Origin of the sequence: Streptomyces mirabilis (genome assembly GCF_039503195.1) — a bacterium.
GTDB lineage: Bacteria > Actinomycetota > Actinomycetes > Streptomycetales > Streptomycetaceae > Streptomyces > Streptomyces mirabilis_D.
This window is the reverse complement of record NZ_JBCJKP010000001.1, coordinates 2,999,708-3,016,503: the sequence shown is the minus strand read 5'-3', so window position 1 is coordinate 3,016,503 and position 16,796 is coordinate 2,999,708. Positions and strand designations below refer to the sequence as shown.

Below are 16,796 nucleotides of genomic sequence, written 5' to 3'. Positions count from 1 at the left end.
CGTGCGACTGCCGGTGAGTGGGGGCAGATGTCTCCTGCCCCCTTGCTCCGTGGGCGGCTGAGGCGTGGGTCAGGACGGGCGTACGTGGGCGGCGTCGGAGGGGTTGACCTCGCGCAGGAGGCAGGTGAGGCGGGCGGTGCAGACGCGCTTGTCGTTCTCGTCGGTGATGACGATCTCGTACGTCGCTGTCGTGCGCCCGCGGTGTACGGGGGTGGCCACGCCGGTGACGAGGCCGGAACGGGCGCCGCGGTGGTGGGTGCAGTTCAGGTCGACGCCGACGGCGATCTTGGAGCTGCCGCCGTGGAGCATGGAGCCGACCGAGCCGAGGGTCTCCGCGAGGACGGCGGAGGCGCCGCCGTGCAGGAGACCGTACGGCTGGGTGTTGCCCTCCACCGGCATGGTGCCGACGACCCGGTCCGCGGAGGCCTCGATGATCTGGACGCCCATGCGGGTGCCGAGGTGGCCTGCCGAGAAGAGGGCGGGCAGGTCGACGCCGAGTGCGGCGTACTCGTCGATGACCTCGTGCGGGAACTTCACTTGGCTCTGCTCGCCCATGGGGGCCGGCTCCGATCGTCGTCGATCTCTCTGGCTGACTGGCTGAGCAAACGCTCAGTCGGTGGCCGATTGTTCCAGACGGACCACGACGGACTTGCTGGCCGGGGTGTTACTGGTGTCCGCGGTGGCGTCGAGCGGGACGAGGACGTTGGTCTCCGGGTAGTACGCGGCGGCGCAGCCGCGGGCGGTCGGGTAGTGCACGACGCGGAATCCGGCGGCGCGCCGCTCCACGCCGTCCCGCCATTCGCTGACGAGGTCGACGTACGAGCCGTCGGTGACGTTCAGCGCGCGGGCGTCCTCGGGGTTGACGAGGACCACTCGGCGGCCGTTCTTGATGCCCCTGTAGCGGTCGTCGAGGCCGTAGATGGTGGTGTTGTACTGGTCGTGCGAGCGGAGGGTCTGGAGGAGGAGGCGGCCTTCGGGGAGCTTCGGGTACTCGACGGGCGCGGCGGTGAAGTTGGCCTTGCCGGTCGCGGTGGGGAAGCGGCGTTCGTCGCGGGGGGCGTGGGGGAGGGCGAAGCCGGCGGGGTCGGCGACGCGCGCGTTGAAGTCGTCGAAGCCGGGGACCACGCGCGCGATGCGGTCGCGGATCGTGGCGTAGTCCTTCTCGAACTCCTCCCAGGGGGTGCGGGAGGAGTCGCCGAGCACGCGGCGGGCGAGGCGGCAGACGATGGCCGGCTCGGACAGGAGGTGCTCGCTCGCGGGCTCCAGACGGCCGCGTGAGGCGTGGACCATGCCCATGGAGTCCTCGACGGTCACGAACTGCTCGCCGCCGCCCTGGAGGTCGCGCTCGGTGCGGCCGAGGGTGGGCAGGATCAGGGCGCGGGCGCCGGTGACGACGTGGGAGCGGTTGAGCTTGGTCGAGACGTGCACCGTGAGGCGGGCGCGGCGCATGGCGGCCTCGGTGACGTCGGTGTCGGGGGAGGCGGAGACGAAGTTGCCGCCCATGGCGAAGAAGACCTTCGCGTCGCCGTCGCGCAGGGCGCGTATGGCCCGTACGACGTCGTAGCCGTGCTCGCGGGGCGGGGCGAAGCCGAACTCCTTCTCCAGGGCGTCCAGGAAGGCCGGGGCGGGGCGCTCGAAGATGCCCATGGTGCGGTCGCCCTGCACGTTCGAGTGGCCGCGGACCGGGCAGACGCCCGCGCCGGGACGGCCGATGTTGCCGCGCAGCAGCAGGAAGTTGACCACTTCTCGGATCGTGGGCACGGAGTGCTTGTGCTGGGTGAGGCCCATGGCCCAGCAGACGATGGTGCGCTGGGAGGACAGGACGAGGCGGAGGGCCTCGTCGATCTTCTCGCGGGTGAGGCCCGTCGCGGTGAGGGTCTCGTCCCAGTCGGCGGTGCGGGCGGCGGCCGCGAACTCCTCGTAGCCGTGGGTGTGTTCGGCGATGAAGTCCTCGTCGACCGCGCCCTCGGTCTCCAGGACGAGCTTGTTCAGGAGACGGAAGAGGGCCTGGTCGCCGCCCAGGCGGATCTGCAGGAACAGGTCGGTGAGAGCGGCGCCCTTGAGCATGCCCTGGGGGGTCTGCGGGTTCTTGAAGCGCTCCAGGCCCGCCTCGGGCAGCGGGTTGACACTGATGATCTTCGCGCCGTTGGCCTTGGCCTTCTCCAGGGCGGAGAGCATGCGCGGGTGGTTGGTGCCGGGGTTCTGCCCGGCGACGATGATCAGGTCCGCCTTGTAGAGGTCCTCGAGCAGGACGCTGCCCTTGCCGATGCCGATGGTCTCGGAGAGCGCGGAGCCCGAGGACTCGTGGCACATGTTCGAACAGTCCGGCAGGTTGTTCGTGCCGAGCTCGCGGGCGAAGAGCTGGTAGAGGAACGCGGCCTCGTTGCTCGTGCGCCCCGAGGTGTAGAAGAGGGCCTCGTCGGGGGAACCGAGGGCGGCGAGCTCCTCGGCGACGATGTCGAAGGCGCGCTCCCAGGAGACCGGCTCGTAGTGGTCGGCGCCCTCGGGCAGGTACATGGGGTGGGTGAGGCGGCCCTGCTGGCCGAGCCAGTAGCCGCTGCGGCCGTGCAGGTCGGTGACCGGGTGCGCGGCGAAGAAGTCCGGGGTGACCCGGCGCAGGGTGGCCTCCTCGGCGACCGCCTTCGCGCCGTTCTCGCAGAACTCCGCCGCGTGCCGGTGCTCCGGCTCGGGCCAGGCGCAGCCCGGGCAGTCGAAGCCGTCCTTCTGGTTGACGCGCAGGAGGGTCAGCGCGGTGCGCTTCACCCCCATCTGCTGCTGGGCGATGCGCAGGGTGTGCCCGATGGCGGGCAGCCCGGCCGCGGCGCGCTTCGGTTCGACGACCTGCGGCGCGTCCTGGACCGGATCGCTCTTGGGCGGCTTGCTGGCCATCAGGGGACCCCCTCGCATGCACGTATGAAGTACGGGGCAGATCCTCCCACGCGCCAGTGACGACGACGGCGGCCGGTCCCGGGAGGTCCGCACTGTCAGTGGGGCGTGCGAGGATCGGGGGCGTGGCAGAAACAGCATCGAAGAAGACCGAGAAAACCGCAGGTGCGGGCCGTCCGCGGCTGATGCTCATGGATGGGCACTCGCTGGCGTACCGCGCGTTCTTCGCGCTGCCCGCGGAGAATTTCACGACCGCGACGGGTCAGCCGACGAACGCGATCTATGGTTTCGCGTCGATGCTGGCGAACACGCTGCGCGACGAGGCGCCCACGCATTTCGCGGTGGCGTTCGACGTCTCGCGCAAGACGTGGCGCTCCGAGGAGTTCACGGAGTACAAGGCGAACCGTTCGAAGACCCCGGACGAGTTCAAGGGGCAGGTCGAGCTGATCGGCGAGCTGCTGGACGCGATGCACGCGCAGCGGTTCGCCGTCGACGGCTTCGAGGCCGACGACATCATCGCGACGCTCGCCACGCAGGCCGAGGCCGAGGGTTTCGAGGTCCTGATCGTCACCGGTGACCGCGACTCCTTCCAGCTGGTGTCCGAGCACACGACGGTGCTGTACCCGACGAAGGGCGTCTCCGAGCTGACCCGCTTCACTCCGGAGAAGGTCCTCGAGAAGTACGGGCTGACGCCGGCGCAGTACCCCGACTTCGCGGCGCTGCGCGGCGACCCGTCGGACAACCTGCCGGGCATCCCCGGTGTCGGCGAGAAGACGGCCGCGAAGTGGATCAACCAGTTCGGTTCGTTCGCGGACCTCGTCGAGCGTGTCGACGAGGTCAAGGGCAAGGCCGGGCAGAACCTCCGCGACCACCTGGAGGCGGTCAAGCTCAACCGCCGTCTCACGGAGATGGTGAAGGACGTCGAGCTCCCGAAGACCGTCGCCGACCTGGAGCGCGCGGCGTACGACCGTACGGCGGTCGTGATGGTCCTGGACACCCTGGAGATCCGCAACCCCTCCCTGCGGGAGCGGCTCTTCGCCGTCGACCCCGGGACGGAGGAGGCCGAGGCGGCCGCTCCGGTCGTCGAGGGGGTCGAGCTGGACGGGACGGTCCTGGGTGCGGGCGAGCTGAAGCCGTGGCTCGCCGAGCACGACGGCAAGGCGGTCCTGGGTCTGGCCACCGTCGACACGTGGGCGCTGGGGTCGGGGTCGGTGGCCGAGGTCGCGCTGGCCGCGGCGGACGGGGCGGCGGCGTGGTTCGACCCCTCGCGGCTGGACGAGGCCGACGAGAACGCGTTCGCGAAGTGGCTCGCCGACCCCGAGAAGCCCAAGGTGCTGCACAACGCCAAGGGTGCGATGCGGGTCTTCGCCGAGCACGGGTGGACGATCGAGGGTGTGTCCATGGACACCGCGCTCGCCGCGTATCTGGTGAAGCCGGGCCGCCGCTCCTTCGCGCTGGACGCGCTGTCCCTGGAGTACCTGGGCCGCGAGCTGGGGCCCGCCGCGGTGGCCGACGGTCAGCTGGCCTTCGGCGCGGACGACCAGGCCGAGGCCGAGGCGCTGATGGTGCAGGCCCGCACGATCCTCGACCTGGGCGAGGCGTTCGGCGAGAAGCTGGCGGAGGTCGGCGCGGCCGAGCTGCTGCGCGACATGGAGCTGCCCACGTCGGCGCTGCTGGCCCGGCTGGAGCGGCACGGCATCGCGGCGGACCGGGCGCACCTGGAAGCCATGGAGCAGATGTTCGCCGGCGCCGTGCAGCAGGCGGTGAAGGAGGCCCACGCCTCCGTCGGGCACGAGTTCAACCTCGGCTCGCCCAAGCAGCTCCAGGAGGTCTTCTTCGGCGAGCTGGACCTGCCCAAGACGAAGAAGACGAAGACCGGTTACACGACGGACGCGGACGCGCTGGCCTGGCTGGCCACGCAGACCGACCACGAGCTGCCGGTCATCATGCTGCGCCACCGTGAGCAGGCGAGGCTGCGGGTGACGGTCGAGGGCCTGATCAAGACGATCGCCGCGGACGGCCGCATCCACACCACGTTCAACCAGACGGTGGCCGCGACGGGCCGGCTCTCGTCGGTGGATCCGAACCTGCAGAACATCCCGGTCCGTACGGAGGAGGGCCGCGCGATCCGCCGCGGCTTCGTGGTCGGCGAGGGCTTCGAGTCCCTCATGACGGCCGACTACAGCCAGATCGAACTGCGTGTGATGGCGCATCTGTCCGAGGACGAGGGCCTGTTGGAGGCGTTCACGTCGGGCGAGGACCTGCACACGACGGTGGCGTCGCAGGTGTTCTCGGTCGAGCGTTCGGCGGTCGACGCGGAGATGCGCCGCAAGATCAAGGCGATGTCGTACGGCCTCGCCTACGGGCTGTCGGCGTTCGGTCTCTCCCAGCAGCTGAACATCGACGCGGGTGAGGCGCGTGTGTTGATGGACACGTACTTCGAGCGTTTCGGAGGCGTCCGGGACTATCTGCGCCGGGCGGTCGACGAGGCCCGCGCCACGGGTTACACGGCGACGCTCTTCGGGCGCCGCCGCTATCTGCCCGACCTCAACAGCGACAACCGGCAGCGTCGTGAGGCCGCCGAGCGCATGGCGCTCAACGCCCCCATCCAGGGCACGGCCGCGGACATCGTCAAGATCGCGATGCTGAACGTGGACCGGGCGCTGCAGGAGGCCGGGCTGAAGTCCCGCATGCTCCTGCAGGTCCACGACGAAATCGTCCTGGAGATCGCCCCAGGAGAGCGGGCGAAGACCGAGGAACTCGTCCGCCGCGAGATGGCGTCCGCCGTTCATCTCCGGGCGCCGCTCGACGTCTCCGTCGGCGCGGGCCCCGACTGGGAATCCGCAGCGCACTAGCCCCCGACGAACGAGCCCCTGAAACCCCGGCCCACGTTTCCGCCCCAGGCCCCCGACGCCGACGCCGTGGCCCGGTCCCGGCCCAGGGGCCCGGTCCCGGTTCCGGCCCAGGGCCCCGGGTCCGGCGTCGGGCCGGGCCGGTTCGGTCCCCGGTGGCGCTGGTCGTGGCTCCGCCCGTTCCCGGCGTCGGGTGCCCTGCGGGCGGCTTGCGCGCCGGTGTGGACAAGTGGTCCCGCGCTCTGCCGTGCGAGCCGCTGGCAAGGAATGGCCTCAGCCCTGTCGTGCGTGCCGCCCGTAGGGAAAGTCGCCCCCGCCCCGCCGTGCGAGCCGCCCGCAGGGAATGGCGGTCTCAGTCCTGTCGTGCGTGCCGCCCGCAGGGAAAGTCGCCCCCCCGTCCCGTCCTGCGAGCTGCACGGAAGGTGAAGTCCTTCTGTTCGCCGCCCGTAGGGCATGGGCCCTTTCCGGTGGGCCGGAGGCGCAGGGGAGGGGATCCGCTCAGCCCCCGGAGGGAACCGTCACTCGCGTGGCCCTCGCAAAGACGCCCCCCGCGCGGGGGACGGCAAGGATGCGGGCATGGGCATACACATGCTTCACCGTCGCACGGCCATGGCCACAGCCATCGTCTCGGCGCTGCTCGCGCCGGTACCCGCGGTGGCCGCGAGGGCGAGTACCGCCCAGGTGCCCGCGGCCTGCCGTTCCACCCGCAATCCCGAGCTCGCCGCCCGGATGTCCCGCGACATCAGGGCGGTGCTGTCGTCACGCCAGGGCGCCGTCGCCATGGCGGTGCGCGACGACAACAGCGACCTGACCTGCGCCCTCGCGAGCGAGCGTCGGTACGACTCGGCGAGCGTCGTCAAGGTCACGATCATGGAGGCCACACTGCAGCGCGCGGACGAGTTGCAACGCAGCCTCACGGAGTGGGAGCGCGCCAACGTGCAGCCCATGATCATGACCTCGGACAACACCGCCGCCCAGCATCTGTGGAACGACCTGGGCCGCACCTACCTGGGCCGTTTCCTGGACCGTGTCGGAACGCGCCGGACCGAGCTCGGGCCGGCCGGCTACTGGGGCCTGACCCGCACCACGGCCGCCGACCAGATGCGGCTGCTGGGTGTGCTCTCCAGCGCCGGTTCCTTCCTGAAGAGCCGCGCCTACGGCCTGAAGCTGCTCAATCAGGTCCGCGAGGACCAACGCTGGGGTGTCCCCGCCGGCATGCCGAGGAAGCTGCAGGCGCACATCAAGAACGGCTGGCTGCCCCGGTCCACCCACGGCTGGCGCGTCCACAGCGTCGGCGTGTTCACCGGCTGCGACCGCACGTACCGCATCGTCGTCCTGTCGCACGACAACCCGACGATGGCGTACGGGGTCCGCACCATCGAGCGCATCGCCCAGGCCGTCCACCGCGGCCTCAACCGCGGGCGCGGCGCCGTCCAGGGCCTCACTCCGGAGAACAGGATCAGCGAGGTGTCGGACGGTTCGGCGCCGCGCGGACCGGTGCCGGGCTGGGACGAGCCGGAGCGGGGCGCCACATCCTGACCCCGACGGCGTACAGCGCGAGGCCGAGCACGAGACCCGCGCCCGCGCCGAAACAGAGCGCCGGGATCAACTCCCAGGGCTTCGCGCGGGTGCCCCAGGAGGCCCACCAGCGTGACGCCCGCTGCACGGCGCCCACCAGCCCGCAGCCGCCGATGACGGCGGCGGCCAGCCACCGGTCGGACCGCGAAAGCACCGGCACCCCCACCGGTTCGGCCGAGGGCGCCCGGCGCAGCGCGACGCTCACGAAGGCCACGATCACGACGGCCCCCACCAGCGAACTGCCGTACTGCGCGTAGATGAACACCGGCGTGCCGTCGGCGTTCCGCGACAGGACGGGGACCAGCCGAACCCCCCACCGGTCGTGGTGCGTGAACGCGTCCCACACGACGTGTGTCAGCGCGCCGAGCACCGCGGAGGCGTACCACCACAGTGCGGCCGAGGAGCGCACCGGCTCGCGCGGTGTCCCGCAGCGCAGCAGGGCCGCGGGCCGGCCCTGACGGGCCCGTGGCAGCAGCGCCACCAAGGGTTCGCGCAGGACCAGCCAGGCACCCACCAGCGCGCAGGCGACGAGTACGTCGAAGGTGAGGACACCCGTGAACGAGTGAGTGAAGTCGCCGAACTCCATCGCTCCGGGGACCACGCTCGCCGCGTAGTAGGTCATGTCGGGGGCGAAGGAACCGGCCACGAGTGCCGCGGGCGCGAGGCGGCCGCGGCCGCTTCCGTCGCCGCGCAGGGCGGGCAGTACGGCCGCCGCGTGGCTGAGGGTGAAGGGCAAAGCGTCCCCCTGTGGCAGACGGTGGTCCGATATGTCGGCCCCGGTGATCTCCGTCGCCCAGTATGAGGGACGTATGAAAATGTCCGTGGACTCCACCCCGCGCTGCGTGTTCTCTTGGACAATCCCACATGGCCAACCGGTGAAAATCGGGCACGAACGGGTGCCCGGGCGACGGAAGTTGTCGTAGGGTCGCCTGGGTCACTGAGCCAGCGAACGCGCGGTGCGCGGGCGGTCGTCCACGGGAGGGGTTCACTCAATGGCGGCGCATTTCGGCAGACTGCGCAAGGGAGCGACGACCACCGCCGTGGCCGCGGTCGCGGTCGCGGCCCTGTCCGCTTCCCAGGCACCCGGAGTGACCACCGACGACCTCGGCAGACAGGCCGCCGGCGCCGCCCAGCCATCGGGGGACGCGAACACCGGCGGCGCAGGCGGCGGCGCGACCGGCGACTCGCCGTACTACACCGACCTTCCGCCGCTGAAGAGCCCCAACCCGAGCCCGTCGGCGAGTCCGACCACCGGTACGACCGTCTCCGTGGGCGAGGCCGAGGCCGGCATACCCGCGACCGTCCTCGACGCCTACAAGAAGGCCGAGGCCGAGCTGCGCGCCTCCAAGCCGGGCTGCAACCTGCCCTGGCAACTCCTCGCCGCCATCGGCAAGGTCGAGTCCGGCCAGGCCCGCGGCGGCCGGGTCGACGCGAGCGGTACGACGTACTCGCCGATCCTCGGCCCCAAGCTCGACGGCAACGGCTTCGCGCTGATCGCCGACACCGACCACGGCGCGTACGACGGCGACCCCGCCTACGACCGGGCCGTGGGCCCCATGCAGTTCATCCCCTCCACCTGGGAGTGGGCGGGCCGCGACGGCAACGGCGACGGCAAGAAGGACCCCAACAACGTCTACGACGCGGCGCTCGCGGCCGGCCACTACCTGTGCCGGTTCGACCGGGACCTGTCCGTGCAGTCGCAGATGAACGCCGCGATCCTGAACTACAACAACTCGACGGAGTACCTCAACACGGTTCTGTCGTGGCTGGAGTACTACCGCAAGGGCACCCACGAGGTCCCGGACGGCACGGGTGCCCTGCCCTCGCACAGCAGCGACAGCGACCCCGGGGCGAGCCCCAGCCCGACCACGCCCGCGACACCGAGCACGCCGAGCACACCGCGCGCGCCGAGTACCCCCAAGCCGGGCGGCGGCGGCTCGACGAGCCCCACCCCGAAGCCGCCCGCCCCGAGTTCGCCCGCGCCGAGCCCGACGCCTCCCACGCCCACCCAGACGGTGGACCATCTGGAGGACGCGAACACCGGGAAGCTCACGGCGACGGCGGGCAGCGCCTTCGGTACCAAGGTCGCCGTGCGGGCCGAGTCCAAGGCGAGCAAGGGCGTGTCGAAGGTCCGGGTGCGGTTCACGATCATCGGTGACACGGACGCCACCTTCACCGGCGGCGAGAGCGTCGCCACCGTCGTCACCGGCAGCGCGGGCACGGCCACCGCGCCCGCACTCGTGGCGGGGGAGAAGACCGGCGACTTCACCGTCCGCGCCACCGTCGTGGGCCGCGTGCTGGGCGGCCTCGACTACACGGCCACCGTCACCCCGCGCCAGGCCGACACCCTCACCCGCACCAGCGACACCGCGCTGACCTGCGTGCCGGGCGGCGAGTTCGCCGACCAGGTCGAACTGAAGGCCACCTACAAGGGTGCCGTCGCGGGCAAGGTCGCGGCCACCGCGACGCTCATCAAGTCGGCGGACGACGCGACCGAGAACGACAAGGGTCCGTACTTCAAGGACGCGGACGGCAAGACGATCCGCACCCTCACGGACCTCACGACGGACGCCGACGGCGTGCTCAAGCTCCCCAAGCTGTACGCGGACGACGCGACCGGCACGTTCCTGCTCCGCGTCAACACCACGGGCGGCGCGGCGCTGACGGTCGAGCTGAAGGTCGCCGCGGCCGCCTCGTAGGCCGTACGCGCGTCAAGGGCGCCCCTCCGCCGACAGGCGGAGGGGCGCCCTCGTTCGTGTGCGCAATGTGTTCTCATCTCGCCCCGCCGTTGCTACGGTGCCGGATCTGACGAGGTATCAGTTCTCGACCCGTCGTCCCCCGGGAGGCCCCGCATGCGCGCCCTCATCGCCGCCGCGACCGGTCTCGCCGTGGCGTTCGCCCTGGTGCTCACGATCACGGCCATGGGCTCACCGGCAGGCAAGACCTCGCCCAAGCCGCTGCTGACGACCGTGCCCGCGCACCCGTAGCGCTCAGGGCATCCGCAACTCTCAGGGAGGGACGCCGAGATGTGTCGCAAGGCCAGCCTGATCCTGCTCGCCTTCGCCGTGTTCTTCGCGGCGCTGTCCCCGCTGCTGCGCTGGTACGCATTCCCGCGGTTGGCGAAGATCCCCGCCAACGAGTACCAGGACATGGTCCTGGAGGCGAAGGACGCGACCCTGCTCGACTACGGCACCATGCAGGCCAAGAAGGTCCCCAAGGTCACCATCGTGCAGACCCTGAAGGGCAACGTCGAGGCCTCCGACCGCATCGAGAGGACGGCGGGCCGCGACGTCGTCGTCTGGGACAGCCTCTCCTATGTGCAGGGCCCCGACGGGAAAATGGTCTCCAAGCTCCCCGAGCGCTACATCTTCGACGCGCACAGCCAGGATCCCGTCCACGCCACCGGGGAGTCCGTCGACGGCGACCCCGTCACACGCGAGGGCATCGAGTTCAAGTGGCCCTTCCACACGGAGAAACGGGACTACGAGTACTTCGACGCGCAGACCCGCACCTCGGCCCCCATCCATTACAAGGGCACTCAGACCTTCCGCGGCGTCAAGGTGTACTACTTCGAGCAGACCATCCCCTGGACGAAGGTCAAGTTCCCCAAGGTCATGCCGGTCCAGGGCATCACTCCGGAGTCGGTCGCCAAGACGGGCACGACACGCTGGTACACGACCGTCCGCAGGTTCTGGGTGGAACCGGTCACCGGAGCGCCTGTCTACGGCGAGGAGATCCACAAGGAGGAGCTGCGGGGCGGCACCCTCCTCGGGGACCGCGACAAGGTGACCGCCTTCGCCGGACACGTGAAGATGCGCGAGGACTACATCAAGCACACCGTCGCCCTGGTCAAGTCCAACCGCACCCTGATCCTGCTGCTGACGTCGTATCTGCCGGGGGGCTTCCTGCTCCTGGGCGCGGCTCTGCTGTCCCTCTCCCTCTACCTCGAGGCGCGCAGCCGCCGCCCGGGCGACCCGGCCCCCACGGAGGCGGTGGAACCGGAGCCGGTCAACGCCTGAGCCGTGCGTTCGTGTGCCGGGTCGGCTCGGCGGTGGCCGGGTCCTCGGGCCACGGATGCCTGGGGTAGCGGCCCCGCAGCTCCGCCCGCACCGCCTTGTACCCGTCCTTCCAGAAGGAGGCGAGGTCGGCGGTGACGGCGGCGGGCCGCCCGGCGGGCGAGAGCAGATGGACGAGCACGGACACCCCGGCCACGGCCGGTGACTCGTGCAGCCCGAACATCTCCTGCAGTTTGACGGCGAGCACCGGCTGCTCGGGGGTGGCGTAGTCGATGCGGATCCTGGACCCGCTGGGCACCTCGATCCGCTCGGGCGCGAGCTCGTCCAGCCGGGCCGCGTCTCCCGTGGCCCAGGGCAGCAGCCGGTTCAGCGCCTGCCCGGCGTCGATCCGCGCCAGATCGGCCCGCCGCCGGGCACGGCCGAGCTCCGGCTCCAGCCACTCGTCCACGCGCGCGTGGAGCGCGTCGTCGGACACGTCGGGCCAGGGGTCGCCCAGGTGCAGCCGCAGGAACCCGAGCCGCCGCCGCAGCCCCTCGGCGTCCGGGGACCACCGCAACAGCCCGAACCCGTCCTCCCGCAGCCCTTCGAGCAACGCCTCCCGTACGAGCGCGGGGTCGGCTTTCTTCAGCGGACGCACCGCCAGCTCCACGGCCCCGAGCCGCTCGACCCGCCGCGCGACGACGTCGCCGTCGGCCCAGTGGACCTCGTCCCCCTCGGTGTGCAGGGGCGCCGCGGCCCGCCGTGCCGTCTCCTCGTCGACGGCGGCGGCGAGCCGCACACGCGCGTGCCCGGCTCCGACGGGCCGATCGGCCACGGTGACCGCCAGCCAGGGCGCGCCGCGCAGAGCCGAGCCGTCGCCGATGTCGGCACGGGTGCCGTTCAGCATGAGGTAGGAGCCGCCCTGCGCCTGCGCGAGCCGCTCGGGAAACGTCAGGGAAGCCACCAGCGCGACCACGCGATCGTCGCCTCCGCCGGCCGGCCACGGACCGCCTTCGAGCCCCTCACCGCGGGCGCTGTCCTGGGCGGGTGGCTGGGAAAGCCCTGTCGACGCGGAGCGCAGGCGTCGGGATTCGGTGCGCCAGCGCGACGCGTAGGGGTCGCCGCCGCGGCGGGCCAGTCTCCAGGCCCCGGCCAGGTCGTCGCCGTACTCGCGGGGCGGCTCCTCGCTCAGGAGGGCGACCACTTCGGCGGCGCGGTCGGCGCCCACCACGGGGGCGGCGTCCAGCAGTGCCCGGGCGAGACGGGGGTGCAGGCCCAGCCGGGACATGCGCACACCCCGTTCCGTGGCCCGACCGGACGCGTCCACCGCACCCACCGCCGACAGGACGGACCGCGCCGCCGCCATCGCCCCGCCCGGCGGGGGGTCCAGGAGCGCCAGCCCCGTCGCCCCAGGGTCGCCCCAGCAGGCTGCCTGCAGGGCGAACGCCGTCAGGTCGGCCACCTTGATCTCCGGGGCGGGAAATCGCGGCAGACGGACGTCCTCGGCCTCCGTCCAGCACCGGTACACCCGCCCCGGCGCCTCGCGCCCGGCCCGCCCCGCCCGCTGCCGTCCGGCCGCCTGCGAGGCCCGTACCGTCGTCAGCGCGCTCAGCCCCCGCGCGTGGTCCACCCGCGGCTCCCGCGCCAGCCCGGAGTCGACGACCACCCGTACCCCCGGAACCGTCAGGGACGACTCCGCCACGGAGGTCGCCAGGACCACCCGGCGCCGGTCCCCGGTCCCCGGTGACAGCACCGCGTCCTGCACGGCGGCGGGCGCCCGCCCGTGCACCTGCAGCACGTCGACCCGGCCGCCCAGATCCCCCAGCCCGCCCGCCACCCGCGCGATCTCCCCGACCCCGGGGAGGAAACACAGGACGTCCCCCTCGCACTCCGCCAGTGCCCGCCGCACCACCGACGCGACATGCGTCAGCAGCGCCGGGTCGACACGCATGCCGTGCGGCGGCCGTACCGGACGTAGCGGAGGCGCCCACTCCACCTCCACCGGATACGAGACGCCCTGCGCCGCGACGACGGGCGCGTCGCCGAGCAGCCGCGCCCACCCCGCCGCGTCCGTGGTCGCCGACGCCGCCACGAGCCGCAGCTCGGGGCGGAGCGCGGCCCGTACGTCCAGGAGGAACGCGGCGACCGTGTCGGCGTCCAGATGACGTTCGTGGCACTCGTCGAGCACCACCACGTCGACGCCCGCGAGCTCCTGGTCCCGCTGGAGCCGTTGGAGGAGGACACCCGTCGTGACGACCTCCACGCGCGCGCGTGGCCCCACGACCCGCTCCCCGCGGACGGTGAACCCGACGCTCTCGCCGACCTTCTCGCCGAGCAGCCACGCCATCCGCCGCGCCGCGGCCCGGGCGGCGATCCGCCGTGGTTCGGCGACCACGACCCGGCGCGCCGGCCGCCCGTCACCCGGGCCGCCGAGGAGTCCGGCGAGCGCCAGCGGCACGAGGGTCGTCTTGCCGGTCCCGGGCGGCGCCACGAGCACGGCGCTGCCGCCGTCCTCCAGGGCTTCGTCCAGGGCGGGCAGGGCGCCGCGCACGGGCAGCGCGTCCAGGGCGTCGTAACGGATCACCCGTTCAGTCTCGTACGCACACGAAGATCGCCGTACCGGGGATCAGGTTTCCGCGCAGCGGGGACCAGCCGCCCCACTCCTGGGTGTTCCAGGCGGGCCACTGCGGCTCGACCAGGTCGAGCAGCCGGAAGCCCCCGGCCACCACGTCCCGTACCCGGTCGCCGACCGTCCTGTGGTGCTCGACGTACACCGCGTGGCCCTCCTCGTCCTGCTCGACGTAGGGAGTGCGGTCGAAGTACGAGGACGAGACCGACAGGCCCTCGGGGCCGGGCTCGTCCGGGAAGGCCCAGCGGATCGGGTGCGTCACGGAGAACACGAAGCGGCCGCCGGGGCGCAGCACCCGGTGGACCTCCTTCAGGACGCGCACCGGGTCGGCGACGAACGGCAACGCGCCGTACGCCGAGCACGCGAGGTCGAAGGAGCCGTCCGCGAAGGGCAGCGCGCCCGCGTCGGCCTCCACGAGGGGCACCCCGCCGCCTATGCGCAGCGCGTGCTGGAGCTGGCGGTGGGAGAGGTCCAGGGCGACCGGACGGGCCCCCTGGGCGGCCAGCCAGCGCGAGCACTGGGCCGCGCCGGCGCCGATCTCCAGGATGTCCTTGCCTTTGAGGTCCTCCGGTGGGCCGAGCAGCTCGGCCTCCACCTCGTCGAGGCCCTCGGGGCCCCAGACGAATCGGTCGTCCCCGAGGAACGTGCCGTGTTCTGTCTGGTAGTCGTCCGCGTTCCGGTCCCACCAGCCGCGGTTGGCGCGGGAGCTCTCCGTGACGCCCGCGTCGCGCCGGGTCGCCTCCGGCTCGGCGGTTTCGGGCTCCTGGACCTCGGAGTGTTCCGGTTCGTGGATCTGGGGCTCTTGGATGATCGGCTCCCTCGTATTAGTCTGCGGCTCCAACCGGTCTCGGGAGTGTCACGGCAGGGGCTGCTTTTGGCCCGCGTGGCCTCGTGAGACAGGTTTTGTGCCGGGAATGCGGCGATCCGCCCCGGGTGTGCGCCTTCGCGCATTGACCCTGCCCGGCTGCCCCCGTATGCTACAAGTTGCGCTGCGGGCCTGCGCTCCTCAGACGTAGCAGGCTGCGCTCGCATCTGTATGTATGTCCCCTCGGTTTTCGAGGCGCCACCGGGCAACCGGGTTCGGCGCTTCCTTGGCTGTCCGGCTTCTACAGGGCGAAACGGGCTCCCGGCGTAAGCAGTACCTACGACTCACCGTCCGTACCGGAGCCCTTTCCCACATGACGAGCAGCACCGAGACCACCGCCACCACTCCGCAGGTTGCGGTCAACGACATCGGTAACGAGGAAGCCTTCCTCGCCGCGATCGACGAGACGATCAAGTACTTCAACGACGGCGACATCGTCGACGGCGTCATCGTGAAGGTCGACCGGGACGAGGTCCTGCTCGACATCGGTTACAAGACCGAAGGTGTCATCCCGAGCCGCGAGCTCTCGATCAAGCACGACGTCGACCCGAACGAGGTCGTCGCCGTGGGTGACGAGATCGAAGCCCTTGTTCTCCAGAAGGAGGACAAGGAAGGCCGCCTGATCCTCTCGAAGAAGCGCGCCCAGTACGAGCGCGCCTGGGGCACCATCGAGAAGATCAAGGAAGAGGACGGCATCGTCACCGGTACCGTCATCGAGGTCGTCAAGGGTGGACTCATCCTCGACATCGGCCTCCGTGGCTTCCTGCCGGCTTCTCTCGTCGAGATGCGCCGTGTCCGCGACCTCCAGCCCTACGTGGGCAAGGAGCTCGAGGCCAAGATCATCGAGCTGGACAAGAACCGCAACAACGTGGTCCTGTCCCGCCGTGCCTGGCTGGAGCAGACCCAGTCCGAGGTTCGCCAGACGTTCCTCACCACCCTCCAGAAGGGTCAGGTCCGCTCCGGCGTCGTCTCCTCGATCGTCAACTTCGGTGCCTTCGTGGACCTGGGTGGCGTCGACGGTCTCGTGCACGTCTCCGAGCTCTCCTGGAAGCACATCGACCACCCCTCCGAGGTTGTCGAGGTCGGTCAGGAAGTCACCGTCGAGGTCCTCGACGTCGACATGGACCGCGAGCGCGTCTCCCTGTCGCTCAAGGCGACGCAGGAAGACCCGTGGCAGCAGTTCGCCCGTACGCACCAGATCGGTCAGGTCGTCCCGGGTAAGGTCACCAAGCTCGTTCCGTTCGGTGCGTTCGTCCGCGTGGACGAGGGCATCGAGGGTCTGGTCCACATCTCCGAGCTGGCCGAGCGCCACGTGGAGATCCCGGAGCAGGTCGTCCAGGTCAACGACGAGATCTTCGTCAAGGTCATCGACATCGACCTCGAGCGCCGCCGCATCAGCCTCTCGCTGAAGCAGGCCAACGAGTCCTTCGGTGCCGACCCGGCCTCGGTCGAGTTCGACCCGACCCTGTACGGCATGGCCGCGTCCTACGACGACCAGGGCAACTACATCTACCCCGAGGGCTTCGACCCCGAGACCAACGACTGGCTCGAGGGCTACGAGACCCAGCGGGAGGCGTGGGAGCACCAGTACGCCGAGGCGCAGTCGCGCTTCGAGCAGCACCAGGCTCAGGTCATCAAGTCCCGCGAGGCCGACGCTCAGGCCGAGGCCGAGGGTGCCACCACGACGGGTGCGGCTCCGGCCGCCTCCGGTGGCGGTTCGTACTCCTCGGAGTCGGACGACACCTCCGGCGCCCTGGCGTCGGACGAGGCCCTGGCTGCCCTCCGCGAGAAGCTCGCCGGCGGCCAGAGCTGAAAGCTCACCGCTAGCCAGTAGTACGTGACTGCGGGCCCGCACCCTTCGGGGTGCGGGCCCGCAGTGCGTTCGCTCCCCTTTCGTCCCCCGGCCGTCCGGCGGGTCGCACGTGTGCGGATGCAGAAACATGCGAGATACACGAGTAACTGACGGGCCGTAACCCGCCATTGGGAGGCTT

Annotated in this window: 11 protein-coding genes; 6 read left to right on the top strand and 5 right to left on the bottom strand. The window is 71.3% G+C overall.

What is annotated here, in order from left to right; all coding sequences use genetic code 11:
• Nucleotides 1-69: 69 nt before the first annotated feature.
• Complete coding sequence (locus AAFF41_RS14330) at nucleotides 70-555, bottom strand: PaaI family thioesterase (protein ID WP_319748279.1); 486 nt, start codon at nucleotides 553-555, stop codon at nucleotides 70-72.
• A 54-nt stretch (nucleotides 556-609) separates the two neighbouring features.
• On the bottom strand, nucleotides 610-2,889 hold the full coding sequence (locus tag AAFF41_RS14325) for an FdhF/YdeP family oxidoreductase (protein ID WP_319748278.1): 2,280 nt from the start codon (nucleotides 2,887-2,889) through the stop codon (nucleotides 610-612).
• A 122-nt stretch (nucleotides 2,890-3,011) separates the two neighbouring features.
• Here AAFF41_RS14325 and polA point away from each other — a divergent pair, with 122 nt between their 5' ends.
• Nucleotides 3,012-5,741 (top strand): DNA polymerase I, encoded by a 2,730-nt coding sequence (polA, locus tag AAFF41_RS14320; RefSeq protein ID WP_343324039.1) that lies wholly within the window; start codon nucleotides 3,012-3,014, stop codon nucleotides 5,739-5,741.
• Between the two features lie 573 nt (nucleotides 5,742-6,314).
• Nucleotides 6,315-7,277, top strand: coding sequence for a serine hydrolase (locus tag AAFF41_RS14315; RefSeq protein WP_319748276.1), 963 nt, complete (start codon nucleotides 6,315-6,317; stop codon nucleotides 7,275-7,277).
• Here the strand turns inward: AAFF41_RS14315 and AAFF41_RS14310 are convergent.
• On the bottom strand, nucleotides 7,198-8,052 hold the full coding sequence (locus AAFF41_RS14310; protein WP_343324038.1) for a DUF4184 family protein: 855 nt from the start codon (nucleotides 8,050-8,052) through the stop codon (nucleotides 7,198-7,200). The two genes, AAFF41_RS14315 and AAFF41_RS14310, sit on opposite strands and share 80 nt — an antisense overlap.
• Before the next feature lie 256 nt (nucleotides 8,053-8,308).
• Between AAFF41_RS14310 and AAFF41_RS14305 the strand changes: the two genes are divergently transcribed.
• The 3 genes from AAFF41_RS14305 (at nucleotide 8,309) to pgfA (ending at nucleotide 11,335) form a co-directional block, all read left to right on the top strand.
• Complete coding sequence (locus AAFF41_RS14305) at nucleotides 8,309-10,015, top strand: lytic transglycosylase domain-containing protein (RefSeq protein ID WP_319748274.1); 1,707 nt, start codon at nucleotides 8,309-8,311, stop codon at nucleotides 10,013-10,015.
• A 153-nt stretch (nucleotides 10,016-10,168) separates the two neighbouring features.
• Nucleotides 10,169-10,303: an SPW_0924 family protein gene (locus AAFF41_RS14300; protein WP_107096558.1), complete on the top strand. Its 135-nt coding sequence runs from the start codon at nucleotides 10,169-10,171 to the stop codon at nucleotides 10,301-10,303.
• Between the two features lie 39 nt (nucleotides 10,304-10,342).
• Nucleotides 10,343-11,335 (top strand): cell envelope lipid trafficking protein PgfA, encoded by a 993-nt coding sequence (pgfA, locus tag AAFF41_RS14295; RefSeq protein WP_319748273.1) that lies wholly within the window; start codon nucleotides 10,343-10,345, stop codon nucleotides 11,333-11,335.
• Here pgfA and hrpB read toward each other — a convergent pair.
• Together hrpB and AAFF41_RS14285 are read right to left on the bottom strand one after the other, a co-directional pair.
• Nucleotides 11,325-13,895 (bottom strand): ATP-dependent helicase HrpB, encoded by a 2,571-nt coding sequence (gene hrpB, locus AAFF41_RS14290; RefSeq protein WP_343324037.1) that lies wholly within the window; start codon nucleotides 13,893-13,895, stop codon nucleotides 11,325-11,327. The two genes, pgfA and hrpB, sit on opposite strands and share 11 nt — an antisense overlap.
• A gap of 4 nt (nucleotides 13,896-13,899) precedes the next feature.
• The gene (locus tag AAFF41_RS14285) at nucleotides 13,900-14,781 is read right to left on the bottom strand and encodes a class I SAM-dependent methyltransferase (RefSeq protein WP_415925871.1); all 882 of its coding nucleotides are present in this window, start codon (nucleotides 14,779-14,781) and stop codon (nucleotides 13,900-13,902) included.
• 337 nt (nucleotides 14,782-15,118) lie between these two features.
• Between AAFF41_RS14285 and rpsA the strand changes: the two genes are divergently transcribed.
• The gene (gene rpsA, locus AAFF41_RS14280) at nucleotides 15,119-16,618 is read left to right on the top strand and encodes a 30S ribosomal protein S1 (RefSeq protein ID WP_060898457.1); all 1,500 of its coding nucleotides are present in this window, start codon (nucleotides 15,119-15,121) and stop codon (nucleotides 16,616-16,618) included.
• Nucleotides 16,619-16,796: the final 178 nt, after the last annotated feature.